Origin of the sequence: Catenuloplanes japonicus (assembly GCF_000717135.1) — a bacterium.
Lineage (GTDB): Bacteria > Actinomycetota > Actinomycetes > Mycobacteriales > Micromonosporaceae > Catenuloplanes > Catenuloplanes japonicus.
In genome coordinates this window covers 298,531-311,793 of sequence record NZ_JNXY01000004.1, presented here as the reverse complement: position 1 = coordinate 311,793, position 13,263 = coordinate 298,531, and the positions used below count along the sequence as shown (strand labels likewise).

Sequence of the window (13,263 nt, the reverse complement as noted above, 5' to 3'; positions counted from 1 at the left end):
TCACGCGGGCGGGCGCAGCTCGGCAAGCAGCCGCTCGACGCGGGTGCGGATGGCGTCGCGGATGGGGCGGACGGCGTCGAGGTCCTGGCCGGCGGGGTCGTCGAGGGGCCAGTCCTCGTAGCGTGTGCCGGGGAAGAACGGGCAGGTGTCGCCGCAGCCCATGGTGACGATGACGTCGCTGGCCTGGGCGGCGGCGTGGTCGAGCTTCCGCGGCTGCCCGGCGGTGATGTCGATGCCGACCTCGGCCATGGCGGCGACCGCGACCGGGTTGATCCGATCCGCGGGCTCGGAGCCGGCCGAGCGCACCTCGACGGTGTCTCCGGCGAGGTGACGCAGCCAGCCGGCGGCCATCTGGGAACGGCCGGCGTTGTGCACGCAGACGAACAGGACGCTGGGTTTCACGGTGGGCTCCGAACGGTCAGGCGATCGCAGGACTGCGGCGTTCGATGAGGATGACGTCGCGCCAGACGCCGTGGTGCCGGCCGACACGTTCGCGGGTGCCGACGACGCGGAAGCCGCAGGCGGTGTGCAGGGCCAGGCTGGCGGCGTTCTCCGGGAAGATCCCGGATTGGATGGTCCAGATCCCGGCGGTCTCGGTGGAGGTGATCAGCGCGTCGAGCAGCGCCCGGCCTACGCCCCGGCCGCGGGCGTCGGGGTGGACGTAGACGGAGTGCTCGACGACGCCGGCATAGACGCAGCGGTCGGAGACGGCGCTGCAGGCGATCCAGCCGGCCACCCGCCCGTCGCGGTCGAGGGCGGCGAACCGGTGCTCGGGCAGCCGGCTGCCGGTGAATCGCTGCCAGTCCGGCGGCTCGGTCTCGAACGTGGCGTCGCCGGTGGCGATGCCGAGCCGGTAGATCTCCAGAACCTGTTCGGCGTGCGCGTCCTGCATCATGGCGATCTCGGTCATGGTGACGTGGCCTCCGGCGGGGAGAGGGCCGGCGGTCGCAGCCCGGTGCCGTGCGGGGAGAGCCGGGCGGCGGCCGGCGGGCCGGTTCCGGTGAACGCGGCGGCGCGGCGGGCGTGGCTCATGTGCCGGCCATGGCGGAGGCGTCGAGCAGCCGGGAGAGCGTGGCGAGCGCGGACGGGACGACGCGGTAGTAGACCCAGGAGGCGCGTCGCTCGCCGATGATCAGGCCGGCGTCGCGCAGCACCTTGAGGTGGTGGGAGATGGTCGGCGCGGTCTGGGTGAACGCGTCGAGGAGGTCGCAGACGCACACCTCCTCGCCGGCACGGGCCGCGATCAGGGACAGCAGCCGGAGCCGGACCGGGTCGCCGAGGGCCTTGAAGCTCTGGGCGAGCGTGACCGCGTCGGACTCGCTGACCGGCTCGGTGACCATCGGCGTGCTGCAGCAGCCACGCACCTCTGGATTCGACACCCGTCGAGTTTGACAGTTATCTAATCTGATGGCAAGCTGCGGATTCGATAACAGTCGAATCAACTGGAGGTGCGGGATGTCCCGTGTGCAGCTCGCGTTGCGGGTCGCTGACCTGGAGGGGTCGGTGGCGTTCTACACGAAGCTCTTCGGCGTGGCGCCGGCCAAGCGCCGCCCCGGATACGCGAACTTCGCGGTCGCCGAGCCGCCGCTGAAGCTGGTCCTGCTGGAGGGGGAGCCGGGCCGGCCGACCGTGCTGGACCACCTCGGCGTCGAGGTCGAGAGCACCGGCGCGGTCGACGCCGCGACCGCGCGGCTGACCGAATCGGGCCTGGTCACGCTGACCGAGGGCGACACCGAGTGCTGTTACGCCCTGCAGGACAAGGTGTGGGTGCGCGGCCCCGGCGACGAGCCGTGGGAGGTCTACGTGGTCAAGGGCGACTCGGCCGTCGGCGACAAGCCGATGCCCGCGGCCGGCGAGTGCTGCGCCGGGCGCTGAATCATCCGCGCTGAATCATCCGCGGGGTGTCACTGCAGGAAGACCGCTCATGGGTACGGACCGGCGCCGCGATCCTGCCCGTGAGCGGCCCCGTTTGCAACGCCATCCAGGGTGTCGCTCAACATACATCATCTTCAACTCGTAATGGTGTCGGTACCGAAGGTCACGGGTATGGTCGGGATCATGTCCGAACTGCACGCGATCTCGGAGGCCGCGGCGCACGTCAGCGGCATCTGCTTCAAGACAGGGCCTCCCGAACGGGTTGGTGTCGAGCTCGAATGGACGGTGCACCACGCCGCGTCCCCCGGCGCACCGCTCACCATCGATGATCTACGGGACGCCCTCGGGCCCTATGCGCCGGAGACGATAGGCAACCCCGATCCCGTGCCGCTGCCGGGTGGGGGCGCCGTCACAGTTGAGCCGGGCGGCCAGGTGGAGCTCTCCTCCGCACCGGCCGACGATGTGCAAACCCTCTACGACCAGGTCACCGCCGGCCGCGCGCTCATCGACGAGCGCCTCGCCCGCGCCGGGCTCGTGCTCGGCGGCAACGGCCTCGATCCCCACCGCCCTCCGCGCCGGCTGGTGCACACGCCCCGCTACGGGGCCATGCAGCGCCTCTTCGACCGGCGCGGCGAACATGGGCGGATCATGATGTGCAGTACCGCCGGCCTGCAGGTCTGCCTGGACGCGGGGCGTCCGGAGGATCTGGCGGCGCGCTGGGCCGCGGTGCACGAGTTCGGTCCGCCGCTGCTGGCCGCGTTCGCCACCTCCCGCTATCGGGCCGGCCGGGACACCGGCTGGGCCTGCGGACGGATGGGGACCTGGCTCAACATGGAGCCCGGCCTCACCCGCCCGGTCGCGGTCAACCAGGACCCGGCGGGGGCCTGGGCGCAATATGTACTGGAAGCGCCGCTGCTGTGCCTGCGCAGCGACGACGACAACTGGGACGCGCCGCCCGGCCTGACGTTCGCGGGCTGGATCCGCAGCGGTCTGCCCCGGCCGCCCACGGTCGAGGATCTCGACTACCACCTCGGCGCGCTCTTCCCGCCGGTGCGTCCACGCGGCTACCTCGAGGTCCGCTACCTGGACGCGCAGCCCGGCGACGAGTGGATCGCGCCGGCCGCGGTCCTGACCGCGCTGCTCGACGAGGCCGTCATCGACGAGGCCCGTGACCTGGCCGCGCCGGCCCATGACCGCTGGCTGGAGGCGGCCCGCGAGGGGCTGTCCTGCCCGGCGATCGCCAAGGCCGCGACCGGGTTGCTCGATCTGGCAAGCCGGAACCTCGACCTGCCCGTGCCGTTGCGCGACCGGGTGACCGGCATCATCGGGCGCCGTCTGGCGGCCCAGCCCCGGAAGGAACGACTGACATGACCACCCCCGATCTACGGCTGACGGTCGCTGCGGAGCTGGAGCGCACGCGCGCCCGCACCGAGGCGCTGACCGAGGCGGTCGACGACGACGATCTGATCCGCCAGCATTCGCCGCTGATGTCGCCCCTGGTCTGGGACCTGGCGCACGTCGGCAACCAGGAGGAGTTGTGGCTGGTCCGCGACGTGGGCGGCCGTGAGCCGGTCCGCCGGGACATCGACGAGCTCTACGACGCGTTCAAGCATCCGCGCCGGGACCGTCCCGCGTTGCCGTTGCTGAACCCGGCCGAGGCCCGCGCCTACGTCCGGCAGGTCAGGGACAAAGCGATGGACATTCTCGACACGGTACGGATGGAGGGGCGCCCGCTCGTGGCGGACGGCTTCGCGTTCGGCATGATCGTGCAGCACGAGCAGCAGCACGACGAGACGATGCTGGCCACGCACCAGCTGCGGTCCGGTCCTCCGGTGCTGCCGGTTTCCGCGCCGCCGCCTGCGACCGTGAAGATCAAGAGCGAAGTGCTCCTACCCTCAGGCCCGTTCACCATGGGTACGGATGTGGAGCCCTGGGCCCTGGACAACGAGCGGCCCGCGCACGTGGTCGACGTGCCCGCGTTCTTCATCGACGCGGCCCCGGTCACGAACGCCGCCTACGCGGAGTTCATCGCGGCCGGCGGCTACGACGACCAGCGCTGGTGGACCGCGGACGGCTGGGCGCACCGCACCACGGCCGGCCTGACCGGCCCGGCCCACTGGAACGCGGACGGCTCCTACACCCGGTTCGGCCGCACCGAGCGGCTGGTCCCGGACGAGCCGGTCGTGCACGTGTGCTGGTACGAGGCGGACGCCTACGCCCGCTGGGCCGGGAAGCGCCTGCCGACGGAGGCGGAGTGGGAGAAGGCCGCCCGCTTCGACCCGGAGACCGGCCGGTCCCGCCGCTTCCCGTGGGGCGACGACCCGCCGGAGGCACGGCACGCGAACCTGGGCCAGCGCCACCTGAGCCCGGCGCCGGCCGGTGCGTATCCGGACGGTGCGTCGCCGCTCGGCGTGCACCAGCTGATCGGCGACGTGTGGGAGTGGACGGCCTCGGACTTCCACGGCTATCCGGGGTTCCGCCCGTTCCCGTACCGGGAGTACTCGGAGGTGTTCTTCGGCCCGGACTACAAGGTGCTGCGCGGCGGGTCGTTCGGCACGGACGCGGCCGCCTGCCGGGGCACGTTCCGCAACTGGGACTACCCGATCCGGCGGCAGATCTTCAGCGGCTTCCGGTGCGCGCGCGACGCCCGCCCGGAGGAGCTGGGCTGATGTGCCGTCACCTGGCATATCTCGGCGACGCCGTACCGCTGAAGGATCTGCTCTTCGATCTGCCGCACGCGTTGTGTCATCAGGCGTGGGCGCCCGGTGACATGCGTGGCGGCGGCACGATCAACGTGGACGGGTTCGGGGTCGGCTGGTTCCCGGAGTCCGGCGGCGCGCCGGTGCGGTACCGGCGCGCCACCCCGATCTGGTCCGATCCGTCGCTGATGGCGCTGGCCGGCGTCACCAGCGCGGGTGCGGTGCTGGCGGCGGTCCGGTCCGCGACCGTCGGCATGCCGGTCTCCGAGTCCGCGTCCGCGCCGTTCGCGGAAGGGCCGTGGCTGTTCAGCCACAACGGGAAGGTGACCGGCTGGCCTGACTCGATGGTCAAGCTCGCGGAGCGGCTGCCGGTGCGGGACCTGCTGACGCTGGACGCGCCGACCGACGCCGCGCTGCTGTGGGCGCTGGTGCGTGATCGGCTGCGGTCGGGCGCGGACCCCGGGACGGCGCTGCGCGAGACCGTGCTGACCGTGCGCGCAGCCGCCCCTGAGTCGCGGCTCAACCTGCTGCTCACGGACGGGACCCGGATCGCGGCGACGACCGTCGGTCACGGGCTGTTCGCGCGTCAGGACGGTCGTAGAACGATCATCAGCTCTGAACCACTCGACGACGATCCCGCCTGGGAGGAGGTGCCGCAGGACCACCTGCTCGTCGCGACCCGATCGACCCTGGACCTCACGCCGTTGGAGGCACCGTGAACGACCTCGAGATCCACCTCGACGAGCGGGACCTGGCGGCGTCGCTGCGCGCCGACGTCACCGCCGGACTGACCGCACCGGCGAAATGGCTGCCGCCGAAGTGGTTCTACGACGCCCGGGGCAGCGAGCTGTTCGAGGAGATCACCCGGCTGCCGGAGTACTACCCGACCCGGGCCGAGCGGGCGATCCTGACCGCGCGGGCCGGCGACATCGCCCGGATCACCGAGGCGAAGACCATGGTCGAGCTGGGCTCCGGCTCGTCCGAGAAGACGCGGCTGCTGCTGGACGCGCTGCTGGCCCAGGGCACGCTGGGCGCGTTCGTGCCGCTGGACGTGTCGGCGTCCGCGCTCGCCGACGCCGTGGCCCGGCTGGACGCGGCCTATCCGGCGCTGTCCGTGCGCGGCATCGTGGGCGACTACACCCGCCACCTGCGGCACCTGCCGGACGGTGGCAGCCGCCTGATCGCGTTCCTCGGCGGCACGATCGGCAACCTGCTGCCGGCCGAGCGCGCCACGTTCCTGCGCGACGTGCGCGGCGTCCTGGACGACGGCGAGTGGCTGCTGCTCGGCGCGGACCTGGTCAAGGACCCGGCCGTGCTGGTCCCGGCGTACGACGACGCGGCCGGCGTCACCGCGGACTTCAACCGCAACGTGCTCCGGGTGATCAACGGTCACCTGGACGCGACGTTCGACCCCGGCCTGTTCGCACACGTGGCGGTCTGGGACGCGTCGAACGAGTGGATCGAGATGCGGCTGCGGGCGACCGAGACGATGCGGGTGTCCGTCCGCGGCCTCGGCCTGGAGGTGGATTTCGCGCGTGGCGAGACGCTGCGTACCGAGATCTCCGCGAAGTTCCGGCCGGAACGGCTGGAGTCCGAGCTGGCGGACGCGGGCTTCCGGGTGCGGCACCGGTGGACCGACGACGACGGCCTGTTCACCGTGGCGCTGGCGCAGGCCGCGTAGGACCGTGTGAGGCCGGAGCGGCATCGCTCCGGCCTCACCACACGGGTCACACCTGGTGGATCTTGACGATGGTCAGGTTCCGGTCGAACGTGATCCGGTACTCCTGGCCCTTCGGGTAGGTCGGCTGGGCCTCCACGAACTTCTCCAGCGGGTACGCGCCGCCGTTGATCGTCAGGAACTCCGCGTTGTCCGCACGCGCGCTCCACCACGGGCCGAGGCCCTCGCCCGCGCCGGTCCCCGGCTTCGAGACCTCGCGGATCCGGAACTTCAGGTGCCCGCCCGCCGTGCTCGACGAGTCGATCACCATGTAGACGTCGGCGGCGCCGCTGTAGGTGGTGCCCGGCAGCGCGCGGTAGGCGTCCGGGTCCTTCGGATTCGCCTCGTTGACCGCCCGCACGACCCGCTCGTCCAGCTTCTCGCCCTTGTCGTTCGTCAGCCCGCCGCCGGTCGCCCCGGTCGGCTCGGCCGGAGCGCCGGTGGGTGTGCCGGTCGGTGCCGCCGTCGGCGTGCCGGTCGGGGCCGCGGTCGTGGCCGCCGCGGGGGCGCTCGGCGATCCGGCGGACGCGCCGTCGTCCACGGTCTCGGCACAGCCGGCCGCGGTCAGGACACACAGGGCCGCGCCCGCGATCATGGCGGTCGTGCGGACCCGCCGTGCGGTGCCGCCCTGCCTCTGTGCCGCAAAAGCGCCGAACCTGCCGAAAACGGTATTTTGTTGGGTCATGGGGACAACGTAACGGCGCAGGCGGGATCCCGCAGTCCAGTGTGGAGGCCCTGGCATGAAGCCGGGAGTCGCCGCCCCCAGCCCGGCAAGACGCCCACGACCAGGGTTTTCCGGACCACGGCGACGACCGGTGCCCGCGGGAGCAACGCTGCCGGACCACGCCGGAAGCGGGAAAATGAATTCCTGCTCTTAACGCAGCGACGGCTGGAGGCGGCGGGCCTCGTCGCCGCTGATCTTCGTGTCCGCGTGGCAGAACGCGTTCTGGCAGCGCAGCACGTGTTTCGTGCGGATCGGGATCAGCGGGATGAAGAACAGGCTGAACTTGGTGACCTCGCGGGTCAGCAGCAGGCTGCCGGACTGGCCGCAGACGCGGCACGTCTCGGGCACCCAGCCGAGCGCGGTCGCCTTGGTCCGGAAACCGAAGATCAGAAACACGGTCGCGCTCCAGGGGTCGTGGGGTCCTGCCTCCAACGTAAACGGCCCGGCCCAGTCGCGCTTCCGGGGCGTGTGGATCCCGCCGGGCTGGGTAGATCGGGGTCATGTCCGACAACACCTATCCTCAGCCGGTCTCCGACCCCGAGACCGATGGCCTTCCCGGCACCGCCGACGACGACTCGACCGCCCGTGACGACGTGCACACCGGCCGCGAGGCCGACGGGCCGGACCCGGCCGCGCTCCCGCTGGACCGCGACGCGACGCCGATGGTGCTCGACCGTTTCGGGACCACGCCGGAGGAGGCGCGCGAGGGCGAGTCGCTGGACCTGAAGATCGGCCGCGAGGTGAACGATCCCGCGCTCGACGAGGCCCTGAGCAGGGCGGACGTACGTCCGTCGCCGATCTCCGCGGAGTCGTTCGACCCGGACGCGATCGCGGAGGAGGTCGACGCGATCGACCGGGACACCCCGCTCGACGACGGCGGCCCGGTCGACCCGCGCCTCGACTCCCCGGTCTCGATGTACGACACCGGCGTCGGTGACGGCCCCGGTCGGCCGGCTGGTCGCGCCGGACGAGGGCCTGGAGGAGGACCGGGAGGCCACCGCGGTCGCCTACGACGCGGGCGCGGCCGGCGGCGGCGCCACCGCGGAGGAGCTGGCGATCCACCCGATCCCGGACCGCGGGTGAGGTAGGTCCGGGCGGTACTGTCCGGGCCGTGTACGTCGTGGATCGAGGGCGGGTCGAGAACCCGCTCGGCAAGGATGTGCTCGCGCTGCCCGGTCAGACCGTCCTCGGCTGGTTCCGGCAGGCCTGGCACGAGGGCGCCGGGGACCTGGACTACCTCTACGGCTTCGACTCGATCTTCGAGGCGGTGGAGGAGCACGGGCTGCCCCGGCCGGAGACCGTCGACGAGCTGCGGGAACTGCTGCTGGAGCACCTGTGGGTGGAGTGGCAGCCGGAGTCCGAGGAGGAGTTCAACCCGCGGCTCGGCGAGCATGCGCTGCGGGTGCGTTCGGACGACGACGAGGTGGACCTCGCGTACTACTTCCTCGAGGACGAGGTGGTCGCGGCCATGCCGGAACGGCTGGCGTTCCTGGTGCACGACACCTGGCCGCTGCCGTCCGGCGCGTCGGACGGCAGCTTCACGCCGGGCCTGCACGTGCGGCGACTGGGGCCGGCCGGGCCCGGTCCGGAGACCACGTACTCCGTGCGCCTCAGCCCGCACGAGCACCACGGCACGGGCACCAGCCTCGACCTTCCGGGCCCGCTCGCGTTCCCGGGCGTGGCGCTGCCGGACCTCGCGGCCCACCTGCGCACGGCCGGCGGTACCGGCGCGTGGCCGCTGGAGGCCCGGGTTCTCCGGGCACTGGTGGCCCCCGACGACCCGGACATGGCCGCGGCTGCGGCACGCTGGGCGCGCTACCGCTTCGATCTGGAGACGCCGCAGGACGGGTATCCCGCGTCCGAGGTCCACGCCGAGGCGCACGCCGAGATCGTGGGGGAGCTGCGCGAGGCGGCCGCGCCGGAGACGCTGACGGCCGGGAGCGCGCACATCGTGCAGGTCGCCCGCTACATCGACGACTTCTTCGGGCACGACCAGTGGTTCCTGTTCGACACGCGCTGGGCGGCCGCGCACCCGGACCTGGCGCGGTCGCTGCTGCGCTACGCCACGGACTGGGACCCGTTCGCGTAGGGCGCCCGATGGCAGGATGACGGGATGGATCTCGATTCGGGGGCCGGCCTGCTGCACCGGCTGACGTCCTATCATCCGGGCCGTGAGTGGGATGTTCCCGCGGACGACCCGCGCATCCGCCACGACCTCGCGCAGAACGATCCGGCCACGCTGCCGCCACAGGTCAAGTCGTACCCGCCGGAGCTGCCCGTCACGGACCTGCCGCGGGACCTGGTGGCGCCGGAGGTGTCCGCGACCGCGGTGATCGCGGGGCAGGCGGCGCCCCGCCTGCCGCTCGACGCGCACGGGCTCGGCCGCGTCCTGTTCCTCGGCGCGGGCGTGGTGCGCACCAGCGAGCGCAACGGCAAGCCGTGGCTGTTCCGTGCGGCCGGCTCGGCCGGGTCCCGGTTCCCGCTGGAGGTCTACGCGGTCACGAACGGCGTCGGGGGCGTGCCGGACGGCGTGCACTGGTACGACCCGGTGCGGCACGCGCTCGTCCAGGTCGGGCCCGCGACCGGCCGGGGCACGACGCTGGTGGTCACCGGCATCCCGTGGCGGACCGGCTGGCGTTACGCCGAGCGCGGCTACCGCCACCTGTACTGGGACGCCGGCACGCTGCTGTCCCAGCTGGAGGCCGCGGCCGCGTCCGCCGGGCATGCGCCGAGGATCCACACCAGGTTCCCCGATCAGCGGGTACGGGATCTGGTCGGCGCGGACGGCACGCACGAGTTCCCGCTCGCACTGCTCACAGTGGACGGTGACGGACCGGTCGTCGACCCGGCCGGGCCGGCCGCGGCCGGCGAGCTGCCACCGGTCGAGTTCCCGCTCGTCACCGGGGCGCAGCGCGCCGGCGACGCGGACGCGCTCGGCGAGCCGTGGCCGGCCGGGGCGGCCGTGGACGCCCCGGACAGCACGGACACGCTCGACGACGTCATCCGCCGCCGCGGGTCCCAGCGCCGGATGGACCGCTCCCGGACCGTACCCGCGCAGGCTCTTGAATGGCCGCTGGCGGCCGCTCTTCGCGGGATCGACGTCCCGCACTGGGTTGTCGTGCACGGCGTCGACGGCGTGACGCCGGGGGTCTACCGCTGGCCGGACCTGGAAACGCCGATCCACGCCGGTGATCTGCGCGACGAGCTGACCCGGATCTGCCTGGACCAGGAACTCGGCGGCGACGCGGCCTACGTGGTCATCGCCGCGACGCCCGGATCCACACTGGACGATCGCGGCTACCGGGAGACGCAGCTGGCCGCCGGGATCGTCGAGGGACGGCTTCACCTGGCCGCCTATGCCGTGGGTGCGACCGCGACCGGAATGACGTTCCTCGATTCCGAGGTGCCCGCGCTGCTCCGCGCGGACGACGATCTCGTGACGCTGCTGTTCACCTGTGTGGGGGTCGCGGAGTACCGATCCAGGCCCGGCGGAGGGCCCGGCGCACCGGTGGCGATTCGTGGCATAACGCCGAGGATGGGGAGTGCGTCCTGACAGGATCGCCGTGGGTGACTAGGTTGTGGCTTGACTTTCATCTACCGGTTTGACGGGAGGCCACCGCTCCATGCGTCTGGTCCACATTCTCGACTGCGTTGATCCGCAGCCACTCGCCGAGTTCTGGTCCCAGGCGCTGGGCTTCCGGGTCGGCTCGTGGGAGCCCCCCTACCAGCGCATCGTCGATCCGTCCGGTCGATGGCCCGACCTGATCTTTCAGGCCGTGCCCGAGGCCAAGCGCGTCAAGAACCGTATGCATTTCGACATACAGCTCACTGACATGCGCGTGGAGTTACAGCGGATGCTGGAGCTCGGCGCGCAACTGCTGGAGGCGCCGCACGACGACGGCGGCTACGAGATCGCGACGCTCATCGACCCGCAGGGCAACGAGTTCTGTCTCGTGGTGCCGCCGCCGGGCAGCTACGACCACGACCACCTGCTCGCGGTCGAGGCGCTGGACGCCTGACCGCACGCCGGGCGCTCTCTAGACGATGAGGGCGTCCGGCTCCGGGTCCGGCGACACGTAGGACAGGTCCAGGGCGGAGGTGCCGTCCTGCTCCACGGTCAGCGTGTAGGTGTTCCACGGCTCCGCGTCCGCGACCGCGGTGTCGTCCCAGAGCTTGATCAGCGCGAGGTCGAAGTCCGGGATCGGCGTGGCGGCCGTGACCGAACCGTCCGAGCCGATAACCGAAAGTGACGAGGTGGAGTGGCCGAGGTCGGTCTCACCGGTCGCGACGATGCGTGCCCTGTCGTCCGGGAGTGCCGAAAGCAGCAGCTCAACCATGGACTTCACAATCTCGTCGTGTTCTGGACCGCGCATCAGTGACTCCTGTTGATCGTTGCTTCGCTGCCGCGCACCTTACTCAACGTGTGCAACGGCGAAAGTCGGTAAGTAGATCGTTTCGACTTTGACGGCCAAGATCACAGGGCGGTGTCGCGAAATATGCAGACATTCCGACGGGCCGGGCCGCATCCAGGCGGGCATGAAAAGATCAAAACCTCTTGAGGGGGTACGGGCATGAGCGACGACGACCTGGCCGGCGCGGATCTGATCGCGCGCATCGAGGAGCAGGAACGGCGGCTGCAGTTCAGCCGCTTCGACAACGACGACGCGTGGCGGCTCGGCGTGCTGCTCGCCGACACCGCGCGCTCGCGCGGCCTGCCCGTCACGATCGACATCCGCCGGGCCGGCCAGCAGCTGTTCCACGTCGCGCTGCCCGGCACCGCGCCGGACAACGACCGCTGGATCGACCGCAAGGTGCGCGTGGTCGAGCGCTTCCAGGCCAGCTCGTACCTGGTCGGCCGCCGCCTCGCCGCCAAGGACCGCGCGCTCGACGCGGCCCAAGGCGTCGACCCGGCCGACTACGCCGCACACGGTGGCGCGTTCCCGATCCGGATCCGCGACGTCGGCGTGGTCGGCGCCGTCACCGTCTCCGGCCTGCCCCAGGCGGACGACCACGCGCTCGTGGTCGAGGTGCTGGAGTCGTTCCTCCGTTGACCGGACTGCGCGAACGCAAACGTGAGCAGAACCGGGCCGCCGCCGCCGAGGCCGCGTGGCGGCTCTTCGCCGAGCGCGGCTACGACCACGTGACGGTCGCGGACATCTGCGAGCGGGCCGACATCGCGCCGCGCACGTTCCACCGCTACTTCGCCGGCAAGGAGGACGTGGTCGCGGAACCGGTCCGCCGGATGACCGCGGTCTTCGCCGACGCCATCCGCGCGGCGCCGCAGGGCGTCACGGATCGCGAGGTGCTGGCCGCGGCAGTACGCGACCTGGGCCGCTTCGCGATCGCGCACCGCGAGTGGCTGCAGTCGCTGCGCACGGTGGCCCGCGGCTCCCAGCACCTGCGCGTGTCGAACCTGGCGATCCGCCCCGATCAGGACCAGGAACTGGCGGCGCTGCTGACCGCACGGCACGCGTCTGTTGACGCGGGCGCGGCGGGCCAGGGCGCGGCGGTTTCCGGCCCGGTCGGGCAGGGCGCGGCGGTTTCCGGCCCGGTCGGGCAGGGCACGGCCGCTTCCGGTCCCGCCGGCCAGGGGGCGGTTGCCGCAGGCCGGGCGGACCAAGGACCGGCGGTGCCGGGGCGCGCTGATGCGGCTGCGGCCGCCGCAGACCGGACGGGCCAGCACTCGATTGCGTCAGGCCGGGCCGACGCGGGCCGGGCGGGGCGGGCCGACGCGGGCTCGGCCGTCGCAGGACCGGCCGTCGCAGGCTCGGCCGGCGTGGGGCCGGCCGCCGGTGACAGCTGGCGGCCGCGGCTGCTGGTGGCCTGTGCGACCGTGGCCTTCCGGGTCTGGTTCGACGAGTACCTCAACGACCGCACGACCGACCCGCTCGCGGACCTGGACCGCATGATCGAGGCGGCCCTACCCGTTCGGTAGCGGCTCCGGCGCGTCGCCGCTGATCACCTGGTTGCCGGGCGGCGGACCGGCCGGGGTCTCGGGACGCTGGTCCTCGGGCCGGACACGCTCCGGCATCTGACGCCACCGCTCGGTCGCGGTGCGCTCCTCCACGTTCTGCTCCATGCCGTGAGCGTGGCACACGTGCCCCGCCGGTGGAAGAGAACGCGGCACGAACGGTCACGATCTTCGCCGGGCGGGTACGACCTGCGAATACGGTGGCGGTCGCGCCATCCGACGGCTCGCGGTCGCGCCAACAGGCGGTCGGCGGCCGGGCCGACCGGCGTCACGCGGC

General features: G+C 72.2%; 18 protein-coding genes and 1 pseudogene. 11 read left to right on the top strand and 8 right to left on the bottom strand.

Features of this window, described 5'->3' with window-relative positions:
• The 4 genes from OP04_RS07985 to OP04_RS07975 form a co-directional block, all read right to left on the bottom strand.
• Entirely contained in the window at window positions 1-351 is a 351-nt protein-coding gene (locus OP04_RS07985; protein WP_051797305.1) for an arsenate reductase ArsC, read from the bottom strand.
• Between the two features lie 67 nt (window positions 352-418).
• Window positions 419-910, bottom strand: a complete 492-nt coding sequence (locus tag OP04_RS07980) for a GNAT family N-acetyltransferase (RefSeq protein WP_033338855.1) — start codon at window positions 908-910, stop codon at window positions 419-421.
• Window positions 907-1,032 (bottom strand): hypothetical protein, encoded by a 126-nt coding sequence (locus tag OP04_RS56405; protein WP_269746669.1) that lies wholly within the window; start codon window positions 1,030-1,032, stop codon window positions 907-909. The genes OP04_RS07980 and OP04_RS56405 overlap by 4 nt, the downstream gene beginning before the upstream one ends.
• Window positions 1,029-1,379, bottom strand: a complete 351-nt coding sequence (locus OP04_RS07975; protein WP_033338854.1) for an ArsR/SmtB family transcription factor — start codon at window positions 1,377-1,379, stop codon at window positions 1,029-1,031. The genes OP04_RS56405 and OP04_RS07975 overlap by 4 nt, the downstream gene beginning before the upstream one ends.
• A 76-nt stretch (window positions 1,380-1,455) precedes the next feature.
• On the opposite strand from OP04_RS07975, the gene OP04_RS07970 reads away from it, so the two are divergent.
• From OP04_RS07970 to egtD, 5 genes are all read left to right on the top strand, one after another.
• Window positions 1,456-1,875, top strand: coding sequence for an ArsI/CadI family heavy metal resistance metalloenzyme (locus tag OP04_RS07970; protein WP_033338853.1), 420 nt, complete (start codon window positions 1,456-1,458; stop codon window positions 1,873-1,875).
• Window positions 1,876-2,019: 144 nt separating this feature from the next.
• Window positions 2,020-3,246 (top strand): ergothioneine biosynthesis glutamate--cysteine ligase EgtA, encoded by a 1,227-nt coding sequence (egtA, locus tag OP04_RS07965; RefSeq protein WP_033338852.1) that lies wholly within the window; start codon window positions 2,020-2,022, stop codon window positions 3,244-3,246.
• Window positions 3,243-4,544 carry an ergothioneine biosynthesis protein EgtB gene (gene egtB / locus OP04_RS07960; RefSeq protein ID WP_033338851.1) on the top strand — a complete coding sequence of 434 codons (1,302 nt, stop codon included), beginning with the start codon at window positions 3,243-3,245 and terminating at the stop codon, window positions 4,542-4,544. The genes egtA and egtB overlap by 4 nt, the downstream gene beginning before the upstream one ends.
• A complete protein-coding gene (egtC, locus tag OP04_RS07955; RefSeq protein ID WP_033338850.1) occupies window positions 4,544-5,293 on the top strand; it encodes an ergothioneine biosynthesis protein EgtC in 750 nt (249 codons plus the stop codon). The genes egtB and egtC overlap by 1 nt, the downstream gene beginning before the upstream one ends.
• A complete protein-coding gene (egtD, locus tag OP04_RS07950) occupies window positions 5,290-6,255 on the top strand; it encodes an L-histidine N(alpha)-methyltransferase (RefSeq protein ID WP_033338849.1) in 966 nt (321 codons plus the stop codon). Before egtC ends, egtD begins: the two co-directional genes overlap by 4 nt.
• A gap of 46 nt (window positions 6,256-6,301) precedes the next feature.
• Here the strand turns inward: egtD and OP04_RS07945 are convergent, their stop codons facing one another.
• Together OP04_RS07945 and OP04_RS07940 are read right to left on the bottom strand one after the other, a co-directional pair.
• A complete protein-coding gene (locus OP04_RS07945; protein ID WP_157239464.1) occupies window positions 6,302-6,976 on the bottom strand; it encodes a hypothetical protein in 675 nt (224 codons plus the stop codon).
• Between the two features lie 189 nt (window positions 6,977-7,165).
• The gene (locus tag OP04_RS07940; protein WP_033338847.1) at window positions 7,166-7,411 is read right to left on the bottom strand and encodes a zinc ribbon domain-containing protein; all 246 of its coding nucleotides are present in this window, start codon (window positions 7,409-7,411) and stop codon (window positions 7,166-7,168) included.
• A gap of 104 nt (window positions 7,412-7,515) precedes the next feature.
• Here OP04_RS07940 and OP04_RS48405 point away from each other — a divergent pair.
• The 4 genes and pseudogenes from OP04_RS48405 (at window position 7,516) to OP04_RS07920 (ending at window position 11,034) form a co-directional block, all read left to right on the top strand.
• Window positions 7,516-8,098: pseudogene (locus OP04_RS48405) on the top strand (DUF5709 domain-containing protein).
• 28 nt (window positions 8,099-8,126) lie between these two features.
• Complete coding sequence (locus OP04_RS07930) at window positions 8,127-9,104, top strand: hypothetical protein (RefSeq protein WP_033338846.1); 978 nt, start codon at window positions 8,127-8,129, stop codon at window positions 9,102-9,104.
• Window positions 9,105-9,128: 24 nt separating this feature from the next.
• Complete coding sequence (locus OP04_RS07925; RefSeq protein WP_033338845.1) at window positions 9,129-10,568, top strand: nitroreductase family protein; 1,440 nt, start codon at window positions 9,129-9,131, stop codon at window positions 10,566-10,568.
• Window positions 10,569-10,638: 70 nt separating this feature from the next.
• Window positions 10,639-11,034: a VOC family protein gene (locus OP04_RS07920; protein ID WP_051797265.1), complete on the top strand. Its 396-nt coding sequence runs from the start codon at window positions 10,639-10,641 to the stop codon at window positions 11,032-11,034.
• 18 nt (window positions 11,035-11,052) lie between these two features.
• On the opposite strand, the gene OP04_RS07915 is transcribed toward OP04_RS07920, so the two are convergent.
• The gene (locus OP04_RS07915) at window positions 11,053-11,352 is read right to left on the bottom strand and encodes a hypothetical protein (protein WP_157239462.1); all 300 of its coding nucleotides are present in this window, start codon (window positions 11,350-11,352) and stop codon (window positions 11,053-11,055) included.
• A gap of 234 nt (window positions 11,353-11,586) precedes the next feature.
• Here OP04_RS07915 and OP04_RS07910 point away from each other — a divergent pair, with 234 nt between their 5' ends.
• Both OP04_RS07910 and OP04_RS55485 read left to right on the top strand, forming a co-directional pair.
• A complete protein-coding gene (locus OP04_RS07910) occupies window positions 11,587-12,066 on the top strand; it encodes a heme-degrading domain-containing protein (RefSeq protein WP_033338843.1) in 480 nt (159 codons plus the stop codon).
• Window positions 12,063-12,950 carry a TetR family transcriptional regulator gene (locus OP04_RS55485; RefSeq protein ID WP_051797264.1) on the top strand — a complete coding sequence of 296 codons (888 nt, stop codon included), beginning with the start codon at window positions 12,063-12,065 and terminating at the stop codon, window positions 12,948-12,950. Before OP04_RS07910 ends, OP04_RS55485 begins: the two co-directional genes overlap by 4 nt.
• Here the strand turns inward: OP04_RS55485 and OP04_RS53070 are convergent.
• Window positions 12,936-13,094: a hypothetical protein gene (locus tag OP04_RS53070; RefSeq protein WP_157239460.1), complete on the bottom strand. Its 159-nt coding sequence runs from the start codon at window positions 13,092-13,094 to the stop codon at window positions 12,936-12,938. The genes OP04_RS55485 and OP04_RS53070 overlap by 15 nt on opposite strands.
• Window positions 13,095-13,263 lie beyond the last annotated feature (169 nt).

Coding starts and splice junctions, on each gene's coding strand:
- OP04_RS07985 (WP_051797305.1), bottom strand. CDS start 351: ATGGCCGCCGGCTGGCTGCGTCACCTCGCCGGAGACACCGTCGAGGTG.
- OP04_RS07980 (WP_033338855.1), bottom strand. CDS start 910: ATGACCGAGATCGCCATGATGCAGGACGCGCACGCCGAACAGGTTCTG.
- OP04_RS56405 (WP_269746669.1), bottom strand. CDS start 1,032: ATGAGCCACGCCCGCCGCGCCGCCGCGTTCACCGGAACCGGCCCGCCG.
- OP04_RS07970 (WP_033338853.1), top strand. CDS start 1,456: ATGTCCCGTGTGCAGCTCGCGTTGCGGGTCGCTGACCTGGAGGGGTCG.
- egtA (WP_033338852.1), top strand. CDS start 2,020: ATGGTGTCGGTACCGAAGGTCACGGGTATGGTCGGGATCATGTCCGAA.
- egtB (WP_033338851.1), top strand. CDS start 3,243: ATGACCACCCCCGATCTACGGCTGACGGTCGCTGCGGAGCTGGAGCGC.
- egtC (WP_033338850.1), top strand. CDS start 4,544: ATGTGCCGTCACCTGGCATATCTCGGCGACGCCGTACCGCTGAAGGAT.
- OP04_RS07945 (WP_157239464.1), bottom strand. CDS start 6,976: ATGACCCAACAAAATACCGTTTTCGGCAGGTTCGGCGCTTTTGCGGCA.
- OP04_RS07925 (WP_033338845.1), top strand. CDS start 9,129: ATGGATCTCGATTCGGGGGCCGGCCTGCTGCACCGGCTGACGTCCTAT.
- OP04_RS07920 (WP_051797265.1), top strand. CDS start 10,639: ATGCGTCTGGTCCACATTCTCGACTGCGTTGATCCGCAGCCACTCGCC.
- OP04_RS07915 (WP_157239462.1), bottom strand. CDS start 11,352: ATGGTTGAGCTGCTGCTTTCGGCACTCCCGGACGACAGGGCACGCATC.
- OP04_RS07910 (WP_033338843.1), top strand. CDS start 11,587: ATGAGCGACGACGACCTGGCCGGCGCGGATCTGATCGCGCGCATCGAG.
- OP04_RS53070 (WP_157239460.1), bottom strand. CDS start 13,094: ATGGAGCAGAACGTGGAGGAGCGCACCGCGACCGAGCGGTGGCGTCAG.